This is a genomic window from Variovorax sp. KK3, assembly GCF_001984055.1.
GTDB lineage: Bacteria > Pseudomonadota > Gammaproteobacteria > Burkholderiales > Burkholderiaceae_C > Variovorax.
Genome location: NZ_LYVO01000007.1, coordinates 26,005 through 42,368 on the forward strand (window position 1 = coordinate 26,005; position 16,364 = coordinate 42,368).

Consider the following 16,364-nt stretch of genomic DNA (forward strand, 5'->3'; position numbering starts at 1 on the left):
GTGTTCTGGAAGATTCGGATCGGGCTCAGGCGACGGTCTCGCGCCGGCTCTCGGCGTAGGCATGGATCAGCGCCCGCACGCGCTCGTGCCGGTCGGCCTGCTCGTGCTGCGGGCCCTTCACCACGATGTCGGTGATGCCCTTGCCGATTTCGCGCAGCAGCGCCGCGTCGTCCTGCTTGTCTTCGCGCGGTGGCACCTGGATCACGGTGTCGTGCGTGTAGGTGGGAATCAGGCCGCCGCTGCGCACGGCAGACACGCCCGGTGCCTCGCCCTCTGCCATGCGTCGCATCTGCCGACGAATCAGCTGGCGCAGCATGGCGACGCCGCGGTCGCAGCGCGTGAGGTTCTCCAGCGCATGAACGGCGATGGGACGCTGCGACACCTGCGCGTCGTAGTCGCCGGGGATGCGCTGTCGTTCCTCGTAAGGACGGTCGCCGTTCTGGCCGAAGAAGTCGACCGACTCGGGGCCGCACTGGCTTTCGTCGGCCAGGCCGCGCGGGTCGGCGTCGGGATGGAAGTGGCGCCAGCCGATGATGCGGCAGGTGGTGTCGTCCACCGGCGTGGTCCAGCGCGTGATGGCGACGCGGCCGAAGGCCTTGGGCGTGGCGCCGTCTTCCCACACGTGGCCCACCTGCGCGAGGTTGGGCAGCAGGATGTCGTTGGAGCGCACCCACACGTTGTCGCCCCAGCGCCGGGTGGTGACGTAGATCATGCCGGTGGGCGTGGGCACGAAGTCCATCTCGGGCAGCTCGCCCCAGGCATCGGCGAAGTGCGAGAAGCTGATGCGCGTGTGCAGGAACACGGCATGCGCCGGGTCCATCACGTTCTCGTGCACCTGCAGCCAGTTGCACGGGTAGGTGATGTAGTAGGGCACCAGGCGGTCGCCCGGGTGCTCGAAGGAGTCGTAGATGGGGAACTCGGGCTTCGCGGCCGGCGGCCCGAAGTAGCCGAAGACCAGGCCCTTGTATTCGTGCACCGGGTAGGCGCCGTGGCAGAGGCTGTGGCGCAGCGTCGATTCGGGCGGGTCGCCGGGGGTTTCGAGGATGGTGCCGTCCACGCCGAACAGCCAGCCGTGATAGCAGCAGCGCAGGCCGTTCTCTTCGCAGATGCCGAATTCGAGCGAGGTGCCGCGATGGCTGCAGTGCGGCTCCAGCAGGCCCAGTTGGCCGTTCTTCGCGCGGAACAGCACGAGCGTCTCGCCGAACATGCGCACCTTGATCGGCAGCTCGCCCACTTCGCTGGACAGCGCCACCGGCTGCCAGTAACGCCGCATCAGCTCACCGGCCGGCGAGCCGCGTTCGACGTGGGTGAGGTCCGCGTCCTCGGCCGGCGCCGGCTGGCGCTCGTAGGCGGAATAGGGTTTGATCAATATGACCTTGCTGGACATCCGTGGCTCCGTGCATGCCCCGTGGGGAGGGCGATGCACGAGATCGTAGGAAGCCGCAGGCCGTTCGCCAATTCACATGATCTACGCGCTTGGTTCAGCTTTTCCGAACGTCAGGGTTCTCCCGCACCAACGATGGATGCCTTGCCCCAAAGATGGGAAGCACCGCTTCGGCGCGGTGCCTCGATGCATCGGATCATCGGATGGGTCGGATGGTCGCGCGGCGTTCAGGCGGCCTTTGCCTGGGCCGGCGCGAACATCGATTCCATCTCGTTGCGCAGGCGGTAGGCGTCCGTCGTCGTGTCCATCGCCACGTCCGCCCAGCAGAGGCTCTGGCCCTTCTTCACCGGCCGCACCACCTTCACGTTGTGCGCCAGACCGAGCGGCAGGCCGCCCAGCCGAAGCGAGCGTTCGGCCGGCAGCAGCTTGCCCCACACGGTATAGCCGCCTTCGCCGTCGAGCATCTCGCCCGGTGCGAGGTCGCGCTTGGCGGTCGCGACCACGTCGGCGTTCCAGCAGGTGGCCACGCCGGTGGGCTCGCGGCGCAGTGCGACGCTCGCGACCGACATGCCGACTTCGAGCCCGATCAGGTGCCAGCGCTTGTAGAGCGTGAAGTAGCGGCCGCTCGGATCGGTGTGCGCGTTGTACTCCTCGAAGCAGTTCTTGATGTATTCGGTCTCGGCCTCGACCGTGACCCAGACGCCCATGCGGATGTCGTAGGGGATCTTGCGGCCGTCGGCTTCGAGCGAGGACACCACTTCCACCATGCCTTTGCGTTCGAGCACACCGCCTTCGCTCTTCGGGCGCGTGACGAAGGGGATGTCTTCCACGCTCGCGGGCGGGTAGAGCAAGCCGTCCGAAGGCACGGTCAGTCCGGTCGCGTTGGCCACGGCAGAGCTTTCGATCGAGGGCTTGGAGCCGTCGAGGAAGCTGTTGAACATCTTCGGGTTGAGCCCGCCGCGCTTCGCCTGCTCGGGCGTCAGGCCGTAGTGGCCCCATACCGTCTCGGGCGTGGATTCGCTGAAGTGCGGCAGCCACTTGTGGCCGCGCCCGGCCGCCACCACCGGAAAGCCGCAGGTGCGGGCCCAGTCGACCAGGTCGCAGATCAGCGCCGGCTGGTCGCCGAAGGCCAGCGAATAGATCACGCCGGCCTGTTGGGCGCGGCGCGCGAGCAAGGGGCCGCAGAAGGCGTCGGCCTCGACCGTGACGTTGACCACGTGCTTGCCGTGCGCGAAGGCATCGAGGCAGTGCTCCACGGCGGCGACCGGGTTGCCGGTGCATTCGACCACGATGTCGATCGATGCCTCGCGGGTGACGGCCTGCCAGTCGTCGGTGATCCAGGTGGTGCCCAGCTGCACGGCCTCCTGCACCGAGCGGGCCGCGGCGCGTTCGCGCGGCCAGCCTACCCGTTCGAGGTTGGTGCGGGCCGCGTCGGGCGACAGGTCGGCGATGGCGACCAGATGCACGCCTGGCGTGCGCGGAATCTGCGCCAGGTACATGGCGCCGAACTTGCCGGCGCCGATCAGGCCGATGCGCACGGGCTTGTCGTCGGCGGCGCGCTGTTGGAGTTGGCGATGCAGGCTCATCGTTCAGGCCGCCACGGTGTCGATGGTTTCGAGGGAGGTGCGCAGGGCGCTGTCGGGCAGGCCGTTCTTCCACGGCACGTGCACCGGGTACGGCTTCAGCAGGCAGTCGTCCGGCAGCAGTTCGATCGGCGTGAAGTCGCGGTGCGCGATGTACTCGGGCCGCTTGAAGCGGCGGATGTGGTTGCCGACCGCACACAGGCTCAGGTACACCGCCACGCGGTTGAAGGGCGACAGGTTGCTGCCCGAGGCATGCACGAGGCAGCTGTGGAACAGGATCATCGAGCCCGCCGGGCCCTTGGGCGAAACGATGCCGCCGTTCTTCCCGCCCGCGCGATCCACCAGTTGCGAGATGAGGTCGTTGTCGACCGTCCAGAGCGGGTAGCTGGTGGTGGTGAGGTCGTGCTTGGCCTCGACCACGCCCTTGACGTGGCTGCCGGGGATGAACATCAGCGGGCCGTTGAACTCGCTGACGTCGTCGAGGAAGATGGCGACGTTCATCGCGCGCTCGGTGGGCATCAGGTCGTCGTTGAGCCACGTGCCGTAGTCCTGGTGCCACTGCCACACGTCGCCTTCGAAGGCCATCTTCCCGTTGATCTTGAACTGGTGCATGTAGACCTCTTCGTCGAAGAGGTCCATCACCGGCGCCACCATGCGCGGGTGCCTGGCCAGCCGCGCGAAGGGCTCGCTGATCAGGTGGGCCGCGAAATTGGTGCGCACTGCGTCCGAGCCCTTTTCGCGCACGTTGAAGGCCTCGCGCCGGGCGTAGAGCGCGGGCACGGCGTCGGTCAGCGTCTTCGTCTCCTCGGGGGAGAAGTGGCCGGGGAAGAAGATGTAGCCGTCGCGCTCGAATTGCGCGCGCTGCTCGGGCGTGAGTTTCATGGGTGTCTCCTGGTGGGGAACGGGCTCGACCAGCGCATGCGCGGCGGGCGCCATGGCCGGTACGTGACTGGACTCTGTATACAGAGTACGACGAAGCGACGTCCGTGCCACTAGGGTTTGTGCCGGGGCCGCAGGTCGGCCCCCGGCGGCTTCAGCTCGACATGCCGTAGGGCGTGGCGCGGCTGCGGTTCTCGTCCACGTCGAGCGCCCGGCCCACGAAGGGAAAAGCGCGCTGCGGGCAATCGACGCGCTCGCAGACCTTGCAACCCATGCCGATGGGCGTGGCCACGTCGGGGTCGCGCAGGTCCAGGCCCTTGGAATAGACGAGGCGCGGCGCATGCCGGATGTCGCAGCCGAGGCCGATCGAGAACACCCGCTTCGGCGTGCCGTAACCGCCTTCGCGGCTCGACACCGTCCGCGCCACCCAGAGGTAGGCGCGGCCGTCCGGCATGCGCGCGAGTTGGGGCAGGATCTGCCCGGGCTGGGCGAAGGCCTCGTAGACATTCCACAAAGGGCAGGTGCCGCCCGTGCGGCTGAAGTGGAAATGCGTGGCCGACTGCCGCTTGGAGATGTTGCCCGCGCGATCGACGCGCACGAAGAAGAAGGGCACGCCGGGCGCATCCGGCCGCTGCAGCGTGCTGAGCCGGTGGCAGACCGTTTCGAAGCCGACGCCGAACTGCTGGCTGAGCAGGTCGATGTCGTAGCGCAGCCGCTCGGCGGCCGCGAGGAAGGGCGTGTAGGGCAGCAGCAGCGCGCCGGCGAAGTAGTTCGCCAAGCCAACGCGTGCGAGCTTGCGGGAAGGCGCGTCGTCCTGGAAGGGCGGCCCGGCCACGAGGCCATCGATGCAGTCGGCATACTCGATCAACGCGAGTTGCGTGGCCAGCTGGAAGACCTGTTGCGCCGGGTCGAGCGCGGACGAGAGCTGCAGCGTGCGCTTGCCCGGATCGAACTGCCGCTTGCCGTGTTCGCCCGCAGACGCGACGACCCGCACCTTGTGCTGCTGCAGCAGCCGCTGCGCGAGCCAGTCCGCCAGAAGCGTGCCGCTGACGCGCGCCTCATCCGCGAGCGCCTCTGCACGGCGGTCGATGTCGTCGAAGTGGTTCTGGTGCGCGAAGAAGAAGTCGCGCACCACCTCGAAGGGCATGGCGCGCGGCGCCACCAGTTCGGAGCGGTCGTCGCCCAGGCGCAGGGCCATCGTCTCCAGGCGCTCGTGCGCTTCCAGATGCCGCCGGTGCAACGCGATCAGCGCGCGGCCCACGGCGGGCATCTGCGCGGCGATCTCCTTCAGCTCGGGCAGCGACACGGGCTCCGTGGCATCCGCCAGCGCATCGCGCATGCCGGCGATGAGGCGGGCCTCTTCGTCTTCGGAGAACTGCTGGATGTCGACGCCCAGCGCGCGATGGATCTTGAGCAGCACCGCCACCGTGAGCGGCCGCTGGTTCTGTTCGAGCTGGTTGAGGTAGCTGGGCGACAGGCCCAGCGTATTGGCCAGCGCGATCTGCGACAGGCCGCGTTCGTCGCGCAGCTTGCGCAGGCGAACGCCCATGAAGGTCTTCTTCATCGCGATGTTCCCGGCACGGTATTCGCAAGATTCGCAGAGTCGATCATTTTCGTTCGCAAGAATTCGCCAATTCAGTCATGGGCAGAAGGGTGCATTTTGCGTAAATTGCGAAGCATGACAACACCCCGCGACCGCCGCACGTCGGCCGCCCAGGAATCCACATGACCACGACGACCGAAGCTGCAGCGCCGGCCAGCCTCAAGCCCAAGAAATCCGTCGCGCTCTCGGGCGTGACGGCCGGCAACACGGCGCTGTGCACCGTGGGGCGTACGGGCAACGACCTGCACTACCGCGGCTACGACATCCTCGACATCGCCGAGGTCTGCGAGTTCGAGGAGATCGCACACCTGCTGGTGCACGGCAAGCTGCCCACGCGTGCCGAGCTGCGTGCCTACAAGAACCGCCTGAAGGCCATGCGCGGGCTGCCGGCGAGCGTGAAGGAAGCACTCGAAAGCCTGCCGGCCAGCGCGCATCCGATGGACGTGATGCGCACGGGCGTGTCCGCACTGGGCTGCAACCTGCCCGAGAAGGAAGACCACAACCTGGCCGGAGCGCGCGACATCGCCGATCGGCTGATGGCCTCGCTGGGCTCGATGCTGCTGTACTGGTACCACTGGAGCACGCAGGGCAAGCGCATCGACGTCGAGACCGACGACGACTCGATCGGCGGGCATTTCCTGCACCTGCTGCACGGCCGCAAGCCATCGCAGGCCTGGGTGAGCGCGATGCACACCTCGCTCAACCTCTATGCCGAGCACGAGTTCAACGCCTCCACCTTCACGGCGCGCGTCATCGCCGGCACCGGCAGCGACATGTACTCGTCGATCGCCGGCGCCATCGGTGCGCTGCGCGGGCCCAAGCATGGCGGCGCCAACGAGGTGGCCTTCGAGATCCAGAAGCGCTACGACAACCCCGACGACGCCGAGGCCGACATTCGCCGCCGCATGGAAGCGAAGGAAGTGGTCATCGGTTTCGGCCACCCGGTCTACACCGTCAGCGACCCGCGCAACGTGGTCATCAAGGGCGTGGCCAAGCGGCTTTCGGACGATGCAGGCTCGACCAAGATGTTCGACATCGCCGAGCGGCTCGAGTCGGTGATGTGGGACGTGAAGAAGATGTTCCCCAACCTCGACTGGTTCAGCGCCGTGAGCTACCACATGATGGGCGTGCCGACGGCGATGTTTACGCCGCTCTTCGTGATCGCCCGCACCAGCGGCTGGGCCGCGCACGTGGTCGAGCAGCGCATCGACAACAAGATCATTCGCCCGAGCGCAAACTACACCGGCCCCGAAGACTTGAAATTCGTGCCGATCGACGACCGCAGCTGAGCGCGCACCCCCTCGTACCCCATCGATCCACATCGCCGCATTGCATTTGCACGGCCGGCATTAAGGCCGGCCTTCTCACTTTCGCCCCACATGAACAGTCGATACAGAAAGAAGCTGGCCGGCACCGCGCTGGACTGGTTCGATGCCCGCGAGGCCGTGGACGCGCTGCGTCCCGGCGCCTGGGCGACGCTGCCCTACACCGCGCGCGTGCATGCCGAGAACCTGGTGCGCCGCGCCGAGCCGGCGCAGTTGAACGACTACCTCACGCAGTTGATCGAGCGGCGCCGTGACCTCGACTTTCCGTGGTTCCCGGTGCGGGTGGTGTGCCACGACATCCTCGGGCAGACCGCGCTGGTGGACCTGGCGGGGCTGCGCGATGCCATCGCCGCAGAGGGCGGCGACCCCGCCGCGGTGAACCCTGTGGTGCCCGTGCAGTTGATCGTCGACCATTCGCTGGCCGTGGAGTGCGGCGGCTTCGATCCCGATGCCTTCCGCAAGAACCGCGCGATCGAGGATCGCCGCAACGAAGACCGCTTCCACTTCATCGAATGGACCAAGAAGGCCTTCGACAACGTCGACGTGATCCCGGCGGGGAACGGGATCATGCATCAGATCAACCTCGAGAAGATGTCGCCGGTGGTGTTCGTGAGCGACGGCGTGGCCTTCCCCGACACCTGCGTGGGCACTGACAGCCACACGCCGCACGTCGATGCGCTGGGCGTCATCGCCGTGGGCGTGGGCGGGCTGGAGGCCGAGAACGTGATGCTGGGCCGCGCGTCGTGGATGAGGCTGCCCGACATCGTCGGAGTGAAGCTCACGGGTCGCCGGCCCAGCGGTATCACCGCCACCGACATCGTGCTGGCGCTGACCGAATTCCTGCGCAAGGAGAAAGTGGTCGGCGCCTACGTCGAGTTCTTCGGCGAGGGCGCCGAGAGCCTCACGATCGGCGACCGCGCCACCATCTCGAACATGTGCCCCGAGTACGGCGCGACCGCGGCGCTGTTCTACATCGACGCGCAGACCATCGACTACCTCAGGCTTACCGGCCGCAGCGACGAACAGGTGGCGCTGGTCGAGACCTACGCGAAGACGGCGGGCTTCTGGGGCGGCACATTGAAGAGCGCACAGTACGAGCGCGTGCTGGGCTTCGACCTCTCCACCGTCGTGCGCAACATGGCGGGCCCGTCGAATCCGCACCGCCGGTTGCCGACATCGGCGCTGCACGAACGCGGCATCGCGGTCGGGTTGAACGAAGCGCGTGCCGAAGAGGCGCAGGGCCTGATGCCCGACGGCGCCGTCATCATCGCGGCGATCACGAGCTGCACGAACACGTCGAACCCGCGCAACGTGATCGCGGCCGCCCTGCTGGCACGCAACGCCCTTGCGCGTGGCCTCGCGCGCAAGCCCTGGGTCAAGAGCTCGCTCGCGCCGGGGTCGAAAGCCGTCGAGCTGTACCTCAAGGAAGCCGATCTGCTCGACGACCTGGAAGCGCTCGGCTTCGGCATCGTCGGCTTCGCCTGCACCACCTGCAACGGCATGAGCGGCGCGCTCGATCCGGCCATTCAGCAGGAGATCGTCGACCGTGACCTGTATGCCACGGCGGTGCTGTCGGGCAACCGGAATTTCGACGGGCGCATCCATCCTTATGCGAAGCAGGCCTTCCTGGCGTCGCCGCCGCTGGTGGTGGCTTACGCGATCGCAGGCACGATCCGATTCGACATCGAGCAGGACGTGCTGGGCATCGATCCGCAGGGCAGGGAGCTTCGGCTCAAGGACATCTGGCCGACCGACGAAGAGATCGACGACATCGTGGCCCGCAGCGTGAAGCCCGCGCAGTTCCGCAGCGTCTACGAGCCCATGTTCGGCATTCGCGTGGACGACGGCGTGCAGGTGAGCCCGCAATATGACTGGCGCCCGCAGTCGACCTACATCCGCCGCCCACCTTACTGGGACACCGAAGGCATCGGCGCGCTAGCGGCGCATCCGCGCACGCTGACGGGCATGCGACCGCTGGCGCTGCTGCCGGACAACATCACGACCGACCATCTGTCGCCGTCGAACGCGATCCTGATGAACTCGGCTGCGGGCGAGTACCTGCACCGCATGGGGCTGCCCGAGGACGATTTCAATTCCTATGCCACGCACCGCGGCGACCACCTGACCGCGATGCGCGCGACCTTCGCGAATCCGACGCTGAAGAACGAGATGGTCCGCGCGGCCGATGGCAGCGTGCGGCCCGGATCGTTGGCGCGCATCGAGCCTGAAGGGGAGGTCGTGCGCATGTGGGAGGCGATCGAGACCTACCTGCAGCGCCGCCAGCCGCTGATCGTGATCGCCGGCGCCGACTACGGCCAGGGGTCGAGCCGTGATTGGGCCGCGAAGGGCGTGCGCCTCGCGGGCGTCGAAACCGTCGTGGCCGAAGGCTTCGAGCGCATCCATCGCACCAACCTGATCGGCATGGGCGTGCTGCCGCTGGAGTTCGAGCCGGGCACCGACCGCCTGACGCTGCAGCTCGACGGCACCGAGACCTACGACGTGGTGGGCGCACGCACGCCGCGTGCCGTGTTGACCCTGGTGATTCACCGCCGCAACGGTGATACCGTGCACGTGCCGGTGCGCTGCCGCCTCGACACGGCCGAGGAGGTGTCGGTGTACGAAGCGGGCGGCGTGCTGCAGCGCTTCGCCCAGGACTTTCTGGCATCGGCCGCGCAGCCGCCTGAGCGAGCAAGCGATTCACCATGACTCATCGACCCCAGATCAGGATTCCCGCGACCTACATGCGCGGCGGCACGAGCAAGGGCGTGTTCTTTCGCCTGCAGGACCTTCCAGCCGCGGCACAGCAGCCCGGCGCCGCGCGCGATGCCTTGCTGCTGCGCGTGATCGGCAGCCCCGACCCCTACGGCAAGCAGATCGACGGCATGGGCGGCGCCACGTCGAGCACGAGCAAGACCGTGATCCTGTCGGCGAGCGCACGGCCCGGCCACGACGTGGACTACCTCTTCGGCCAGGTCGCGATCGACAAGGCCTTCGTCGACTGGTCGGGCAACTGCGGCAACCTGTCCGCGGCGGTCGGGCCGTTCGCCATCGCCAACGGGCTGGTGTCGCCCGAGCGAATTCCGCGTGATGGCCTGTGCACGGTGCGCATCTGGCAGGCCAACATCGGCAAGACCATCGTCGCTCAGGTGCCGATGGCCAACGGCCAGGTACAGGAGACCGGCGACTTCGAGCTCGACGGCGTGACCTTTCCCGCGGCGGAAGTGCAACTGGAGTTCATGGACCCGGCGGACGACGGCGAGGACGGCGGCGCCATGTTCCCCACGGGCCGGCTCGTCGACGACCTGGAAGTGCCGGGCGTCGGCACCTTCGAGGCCACGCTGATCAACGCCGGCATCCCCACCATCTTCCTGAACGCGGGCGACATCGGCTACACGGGCACCGAGTTGCAGGGCGCGATCAACGGCGACAAGGCGGCCCTGGCTCGCTTCGAGACGATCCGCGCCTGGGGCGCCGTCAGGATGGGTCTGATCCGCCAGGTCGACGAAGCCGCGACGCGCCAGCACACGCCCAAGATCGCCTTCGTCGCACCGCCGGCGGACTACATCGCCTCCAGCGGCAAGCCCGTGCGCGCTGCCGACGTCGACCTGCTGGTGCGCGCGCTCTCGATGGGCCAGTTGCACCACGCGATGATGGGCACGGCCGCGGTGGCCATCGGCACGGCCGCGGCGGTGCCGGGCACGCTGGTCAACCTGGCGGCCGGGGGCGGCGAGCGCCAGGCCGTGCGCTTCGGGCACCCATCGGGCACCTTGAGGGTCGGCGCCGAGGCCCGGCAGCAAGACGGGCAATGGGTCGTCACCAAGGCGCTGATGAGCCGCAGCGCGCGCGTGCTGATGGAAGGCTTCGTGCGCGTGCCGGGCAGCGCGTTGTTCGATTGACGCGCGCGGGCGCCATCGACTACTGGCGTGCGATCTCGACGAAGGCCTCGAGGTAGTCGATGCCGGTGTCGGACTCGCGCGCGCCCAGGAAGATCTGCTTGGCGATGCCGCGCGGTCCCAGGCGCACGGGGACGATGTCGAGCTTGTCGGCGTACTCCTCCACCAGCCAGCGCGGCAGTGCGGCCACGCCGCGGCCGCTGGCCACCATCTGCAACATGATGTCGGTGGTCTCGATGGTCTTGTGCCGCTTCGGGCTGATGCCGGCTGGCATCAGGAACTGGTTGTAGATGTCGAGGCGATCGGTCTCGACGGGGTAGGTGACGAGCACTTCCTGCGTCAGCTGCTTCGGCTTGACGTAGGCCGCTTCGGCGAGCGGATGGTCGTGCGCGACGACCAGCACCTGTTCGTAGTCGAACACGGGCTCGAAGCGCAAGCCGGGCTTGTACAGCGGGTCGGGCGTGACGAGCAGATCGATCTCGTAGCCGAACAGCGCACCGATGCCGCCGAACTGAAACTTCTGCTTCACGTCGACGTCGACGTCGGGCCATGCCGCCAGGTAGGGCGAAACGATCTTGAGCAACCACTGGTAGCAGGGGTGGCATTCCATGCCGATGCGCAGCGTGCCGCGCTCGCCTTGCGCGAACTGGCGCAGCCGCTCTTCCGCCAGGTCGAGCTGCGGCAGCACGCGGTTGGCGACCGCCAGCAGGTACTGGCCGGCCTGCGTCAAGCGCAGGCTGCGGCCTTCGCGCAGCCAGATGTCGGTGCCGAGCTGCAGCTCCAGCTTCTTCATGCTGTGGCTCAAGGCCGATTGGGTGAGGTGCAGCACGCCGGCTGCGGCTGTCAGCGAGCCTTGTTTTTCGACTTCCTGAACGATGGCGAGGTGCGAACGCTCGAGCATGGTTGTGAATGCCTATGAGCAGAGTTCATGGATACGTGAAGAAAGACCATTTTACTTCATGACTCATCGTTCATAGCATTGGCCGGCCATCGCTCAACAACGACACATGACCACCATTCACAACCTCGGCTTCCCCCGCATCGGCGCCCGCCGCGAACTGAAGTTCGCGCTGGAGTCGTACTGGAAGGGCGCCACCACACGCGACGAATTGCTGGCCATCGGCGCGCAGCTTCGCGAACGTCATTGGAACGACCAGCAAGGGCTCGACCTCGTCCCCGTCGGCGACTTCGCCTTCTACGACCAGATGCTCGACATGAGCTTCACCTTGGGCAACCTGCCCGAGCGCGTGCGCGGCTTCCATGGCGATGCGTTCGACAACTACTTCCGCGTGGCACGCGGCCGCTCGGCGCAATCCGCGGAGGAGCACGGCGCTTGCTGCGGCGGTGTGGCGGCCGGCGAGATGACGAAGTGGTTCGACACCAACTACCACTACATCGTCCCCGAGTTCACGGCCACGACGGCGTTCGAGCTCGACACCTCGCGTCTGCTCGGGCAACTGGCCGAAGCCAAGACCCAGGGCGTGAAGGCCAAGCCCGTCATCGTCGGGCCCGTGACCTACCTGGCGCTGGGCAAGGCCAAGGACGATTCCGACCGCCTCGCGCTGCTGCCGCGCCTGCTGACCGTGTACGCGCAACTGCTCGAAGCGCTTGCCGCACAGGGCGTCGAGTGGGTGCAGATCGACGAGCCGCTGCTGGCCACCGAACTCGATGCCGACTGGCAGCACGCTTTCAACACGGCCTACCACCAGCTCAAGAGCTGCGGCGTGAAGTTGCTGCTGGCCACCTACTTCGGTCCGCTGCTCGACAACAAGTACCTGGTCGCCAACCTGCCCGTGGCCGGTGTGCACGTGGATGCCGCCAACGGCCGCGACGACGTGCTGCCCTTCCTGAGCATGCTGCCCGCGCACAAGGTGTTGTCGCTCGGCGTGATCAATGGCCGAAACATCTGGAAGACCGACCTGACGGCCGTGCTGGACTGGCTGGAGCCGCTGGCCGAGCGCCTGGGCGATCGGCTGTGGATCGCGCCGTCGTGCTCGCTGCTGCATGTGCCGGTCGACCTGGCGAGCGAAGAGAAGCTCGACGCCGAGCTGAAGTCTTGGCTGGCCTTCGCTTTGCAGAAGCTCGACGAGTTGAGGCTCCTGGGCCGAGCACTGCGCGAAGGCCGCGCCGCCGTCGCCGAGGCCTTGGCGGCCAACCATGCAGCGTTGGCGGCGCGTCGCGTATCGCCTCGGGTCAACAACCCGGCGGTCCAGGCCGCCGTGAAGAAGATCGACAGCGAACTGGGCCGAAGATCGAGCGTCTATGCCGAGCGCGCGCCGAAGCAGGCGGCCTTGCTGAAGCTGCCGCCGTTCCCGACCACCACGATCGGCTCGTTTCCGCAGACCACCGACATCCGCCACGCCCGCAGCGAGTTCAAGGCCGGGCGCCTGGATCTTGCGGACTACAAGGCTGCGATGCACGCCGAGATCCGCCGCAGCGTGCGCGAGCAGGAAACACTGGGGCTCGACGTGCTGGTGCATGGCGAGGCCGAGCGCAACGACATGGTCGAATACTTCGGCGAGCAGCTCGAAGGCTATGCCTTCAGCCAGTTCGGCTGGGTGCAGTCGTACGGATCACGCTGCGTGAAGCCGCCGATCCTGTTCGGCGACATCAGCCGCCCGCGGCCGATGACGGTCGAATGGATCGCCTATGCGCAGTCGCTCACCCCGCGGCCGATGAAAGGCATGCTGACCGGGCCGGTGACCATCCTCAACTGGTCCTTCGTGCGCGACGACCAGCCGCGCTCGGCATCGTGCAAGCAGTTGGCCTTGGCCATCCGCGAAGAGGTGCTCGACCTGGAGCGGGCCGGTGTGCGCGTGATCCAGATCGACGAGGCCGCGCTGCGCGAAGGCCTGCCGCTGCGCCGGTCGCAATGGAAGGACTACCTGGACTGGGCGGTCGAATCGTTCCGCATCACGGCCAACGGCGTGCGCGACGAGACGCAGATCCACACCCACATGTGCTATTCGGAGTTCAACGACATCATCGCGTCGATCGCCGAGATGGATGCCGACGTGATCACCATCGAGACCTCGCGCTCCGACATGGAGCTGCTCGATGCCTTCGACCACTTCAGGTACCCGAACGAGATCGGCCCGGGTGTCTACGACATCCACTCGCCGAACATCCCCACGCAGGCGCACATCGAGCAGCTGATGCGCAAGGCCGCGCAGCGCATTCCGGCGGAGCGCCTGTGGGTCAACCCCGACTGCGGGCTCAAGACGCGGCAGTGGCCGGAGGTGATCCCGGCGCTGGCCAACATGGTGTCGGCGGCCAAGGCCTTGCGCGCGGAATCAGGCGAGCAGAGCGCCCCGGCTTGAAAGCGCGTCGCGCAGCGCGTTGACGTCGACGGAGCGCACCGCGCCTTCGTGCTTCGCTGCCATGGCAGCCGCCGTGCCGGCTGCCTGGCCCACCGCCATCGAGATCGTCATGACGCGGATGGCCGCCAGCGCCTGGTGCGTCGCCGAGATGCCCCGGCCGACCGCCAGCGCGTTGTCGAAGGCGGTCGGGATCAGGCTGCGGTAGGGGATGCGGTAGGCGTGGTCGTCGCCCAGCGGCACGTAGTGCAGTCCGCCGCCCGCGGCCGGATGGATGTCGATCGGGTAGGCGCCGGCCGCGATGGCATCGGTGAAGGGCTCGGGCCGCAGCAGCTCCTCGGCCGTCAGCACGTGGTCGCCCTCGACGCGCCGCGTCTCGCGCACGCCGACCTGCGTGGCGAAGGCGCGCAGCCGCCCATCGCTGCAGCCGGGCACTGCCTGCTGCAGGAAGCGCGCGGCGCGCCAAGCCTGGCGCCGGCCTTCGATCTCGGCGGCGCCTAGCGCCAATGGATCGGTCGCGTCGATGCCGAGCCGGCTGATGTTGAACCAGCCGTCGTTCGAATACGGGTCGCGGCTCAGGTGCAGGGCCGCGCGCGCCAGCTCGCCTTGCTCGTGGCCGCGGCGCGAGAGTGCGGCCAGCTCGTCGGCCGAGAGTGCATCGAAGCGCGCGAAGTCGATCGGGCCGAAGCGGAAGACCATGGTCGCCGGCTGCAAGGCCTCGCCATCGTCGAGTTCGAGAAATCGCGCGCCGGCGCGGTGCAGGGCGTCGATGTCACCCGAGGCGTCGACCAGCACCTGCGGCCGCAGCGTGAGCACGCCGCCCTTGGTCAGCACGCGCAGCGCGGCGATGCGACGGCCTTCCGCGTCGACGTCGAGCAGGTTCGCATGCAGCAGCGGCTGAACGCCGGCTTCGGCCACCATGTCGTCGAGCACCAGCTTGAGCAGCTCGGGCGAGTACTCGATGCGGTCCATCTGGTGGCCGGTCGACATCATGAAGGTCTCGTGCGGACGCGCGCCGCCGTAGGCCTGCAGGCGCTCCACCACTTCATCGGCCAAGCCGGCCACGACGCGGCGGCCGGCGGTGGTTTGCCAGCTGTTGAACTGGGCCACCGCGCCGGCTGTGGCGTTGCCGCCCAGGAAGCCGTAGCGCTCGACGAGCAACACCGATGCGCCCTGGCGCGCGGCTGCCACCGCGGCCATCGTGCCGGCGACGCCGCCGCCGCAGACCACCACGTCGGCGGTCAGTGCCTTCGCTGCGGCAGTCATCAGTTGTCCACCTGGATGTTGCGCGCCTTGATCACCTCGCGCCAGCGGTCGCCCTCGGCCTTCAGCGTCTTCGCCGTCGCGTCGCGGCCGCGCACCACCGGCGCGACGCCGAGCGTGGCGAAGCGCTTCTTGACCGTGTCGGAGGCGAGCGCGGCAGCCAGCAGGGTCTCGAGCTTCGCCAGCCCTTCGGGCGGAATCGTGCCCTTGGGCGCGAGCAGCGCGGCCCAGCCTTCGACTTCGAGCGCCGGCAGGTTCAGGCTGCGGAAGGTGGGCACGCCCGGCAGATCGGCTACCGGCTGCGGGCTCGACACCGCCAGCGCACGCAGGCGGCCCGACCGGATGTGCGCGATCACGCTGGGCAGGTTCAGGAAGCCCAGCGACACCAGGCCCGAGATCAGGTCGGGCATCAGCGCACTTTCGCCTTTGTACGGAACGCTGACCAGCGCCGCACCGGTCTGGATCGAGAACAGCTCCGCGCTCAGGTGCGCCAGCGTGCCGGTGCCGCTGTTGCCGGCACTGAACTTGCCGGGCTGGGCCTTGGCTTGCGCAATCAGGTCGGTGGCCGACTTGATGGGCGAGCTGGCCGGCACCACCAGCACCAGCGGCTGGGCCGACACCATGCCGATCGCATCGAAGTCGCGCTGCACGTCGTAGCCCAGCTTCGGATTCAGCGAGGGGTTGATGACCATGCTATTGCTGCCCATCAGCAGCGTGTGGCCGTCCTTGCTCTGCGCCGCGGCGGCGACGCCGATCGCGCTGCCGGCACCCGGTCGGTTTTCGACGATCACGCCCTGGCCGAGCGAAGGCGCGAGCACCTCGGCCAGCACGCGTGCCGACCCGTCGGCCCCACCGCCGGGTGCGAAGGGCACGATGATGCGAACGGCTTTCGATGGCCAGGCCTCGGCTGCGAAGGCGTGGCGCGAAAGCCCCGCCATGAAGACCGCGAGCGACGCTGCAGCCGTGCGGCGCGTGATGCCCGGGCGCGGGTGAACAGTGGGGAAGTGTCGGACCATGTCGATTGCCTCGTTGTGTTGTCTGAGGCCGATGGTAGGGAGTCGGGGCAAGAGCATCCAATACCAAGAAGTCCGATTCCCATAACATCGAGTTAACCGAC

The 16,364-nt window shown here is 67.8% G+C and carries 11 protein-coding genes; 4 read left to right on the top strand and 7 right to left on the bottom strand.

What is annotated here, in order from left to right:
- Positions 1–25: 25 nt before the first annotated feature.
- The 4 genes from B0W80_RS05285 to B0W80_RS05300 form a co-directional block, all read right to left on the bottom strand.
- Positions 26–1,387 (bottom strand): aromatic ring-hydroxylating dioxygenase subunit alpha, encoded by a 1,362-nt coding sequence (locus tag B0W80_RS05285; protein ID WP_076998062.1) that lies wholly within the window; start codon positions 1,385–1,387, stop codon positions 26–28.
- 224 nt (positions 1,388–1,611) lie between these two features.
- Positions 1,612–2,970 (bottom strand): NAD(P)H-dependent oxidoreductase, encoded by a 1,359-nt coding sequence (locus B0W80_RS05290; RefSeq protein WP_076998063.1) that lies wholly within the window; start codon positions 2,968–2,970, stop codon positions 1,612–1,614.
- Between the two features lie 3 nt (positions 2,971–2,973).
- A complete protein-coding gene (locus B0W80_RS05295; protein ID WP_076998064.1) occupies positions 2,974–3,849 on the bottom strand; it encodes a phytanoyl-CoA dioxygenase family protein in 876 nt (291 codons plus the stop codon).
- A 151-nt stretch (positions 3,850–4,000) separates the two neighbouring features.
- Positions 4,001–5,410, bottom strand: a complete 1,410-nt coding sequence (locus B0W80_RS05300) for a short-chain fatty acyl-CoA regulator family protein (RefSeq protein WP_076998065.1) — start codon at positions 5,408–5,410, stop codon at positions 4,001–4,003.
- Positions 5,411–5,571: 161 nt separating this feature from the next.
- Between B0W80_RS05300 and prpC the strand changes: the two genes are divergently transcribed.
- From prpC to prpF, 3 genes are all read left to right on the top strand, one after another.
- Positions 5,572–6,738, top strand: coding sequence for a 2-methylcitrate synthase (gene prpC / locus B0W80_RS05305; RefSeq protein WP_076998066.1), 1,167 nt, complete (start codon positions 5,572–5,574; stop codon positions 6,736–6,738).
- A 90-nt stretch (positions 6,739–6,828) separates the two neighbouring features.
- On the top strand, positions 6,829–9,480 hold the full coding sequence (acnD, locus tag B0W80_RS05310; protein ID WP_076998067.1) for a Fe/S-dependent 2-methylisocitrate dehydratase AcnD: 2,652 nt from the start codon (positions 6,829–6,831) through the stop codon (positions 9,478–9,480).
- Positions 9,477–10,670, top strand: coding sequence for a 2-methylaconitate cis-trans isomerase PrpF (prpF, locus tag B0W80_RS05315; protein ID WP_076998068.1), 1,194 nt, complete (start codon positions 9,477–9,479; stop codon positions 10,668–10,670). Before acnD ends, prpF begins: the two co-directional genes overlap by 4 nt.
- Positions 10,671–10,689: 19 nt before the next feature.
- On the opposite strand, the gene B0W80_RS05320 is transcribed toward prpF, so the two are convergent.
- Complete coding sequence (locus tag B0W80_RS05320) at positions 10,690–11,568, bottom strand: LysR family transcriptional regulator (protein ID WP_076998069.1); 879 nt, start codon at positions 11,566–11,568, stop codon at positions 10,690–10,692.
- A 106-nt stretch (positions 11,569–11,674) separates the two neighbouring features.
- Here B0W80_RS05320 and metE point away from each other — a divergent pair, with 106 nt between their 5' ends.
- Positions 11,675–13,987, top strand: a complete 2,313-nt coding sequence (gene metE, locus B0W80_RS05325; protein WP_076998070.1) for a 5-methyltetrahydropteroyltriglutamate--homocysteine S-methyltransferase — start codon at positions 11,675–11,677, stop codon at positions 13,985–13,987.
- On the opposite strand, the gene B0W80_RS05330 is transcribed toward metE, so the two are convergent.
- Positions 13,961–15,250 carry an FAD-dependent oxidoreductase gene (locus B0W80_RS05330; RefSeq protein ID WP_076998071.1) on the bottom strand — a complete coding sequence of 430 codons (1,290 nt, stop codon included), beginning with the start codon at positions 15,248–15,250 and terminating at the stop codon, positions 13,961–13,963. The two genes, metE and B0W80_RS05330, sit on opposite strands and share 27 nt — an antisense overlap.
- Positions 15,250–16,263, bottom strand: coding sequence for a tripartite tricarboxylate transporter substrate binding protein (locus B0W80_RS05335; protein ID WP_076998072.1), 1,014 nt, complete (start codon positions 16,261–16,263; stop codon positions 15,250–15,252). The genes B0W80_RS05330 and B0W80_RS05335 overlap by 1 nt, the downstream gene beginning before the upstream one ends.
- Between the last annotated feature and the right edge of the window lie 101 nt (positions 16,264–16,364).

Coding starts and splice junctions, on each gene's coding strand:
- prpF (WP_076998068.1), top strand. CDS start 9,477: ATGACTCATCGACCCCAGATCAGGATTCCCGCGACCTACATGCGCGGC.
- metE (WP_076998070.1), top strand. CDS start 11,675: ATGACCACCATTCACAACCTCGGCTTCCCCCGCATCGGCGCCCGCCGC.
- B0W80_RS05285 (WP_076998062.1), bottom strand. CDS start 1,387: ATGTCCAGCAAGGTCATATTGATCAAACCCTATTCCGCCTACGAGCGC.
- B0W80_RS05295 (WP_076998064.1), bottom strand. CDS start 3,849: ATGAAACTCACGCCCGAGCAGCGCGCGCAATTCGAGCGCGACGGCTAC.
- B0W80_RS05330 (WP_076998071.1), bottom strand. CDS start 15,250: ATGACTGCCGCAGCGAAGGCACTGACCGCCGACGTGGTGGTCTGCGGC.
- B0W80_RS05290 (WP_076998063.1), bottom strand. CDS start 2,970: ATGAGCCTGCATCGCCAACTCCAACAGCGCGCCGCCGACGACAAGCCC.
- acnD (WP_076998067.1), top strand. CDS start 6,829: ATGAACAGTCGATACAGAAAGAAGCTGGCCGGCACCGCGCTGGACTGG.
- B0W80_RS05320 (WP_076998069.1), bottom strand. CDS start 11,568: ATGCTCGAGCGTTCGCACCTCGCCATCGTTCAGGAAGTCGAAAAACAA.
- B0W80_RS05300 (WP_076998065.1), bottom strand. CDS start 5,410: ATGAAGAAGACCTTCATGGGCGTTCGCCTGCGCAAGCTGCGCGACGAA.
- prpC (WP_076998066.1), top strand. CDS start 5,572: ATGACCACGACGACCGAAGCTGCAGCGCCGGCCAGCCTCAAGCCCAAG.
- B0W80_RS05335 (WP_076998072.1), bottom strand. CDS start 16,263: ATGGTCCGACACTTCCCCACTGTTCACCCGCGCCCGGGCATCACGCGC.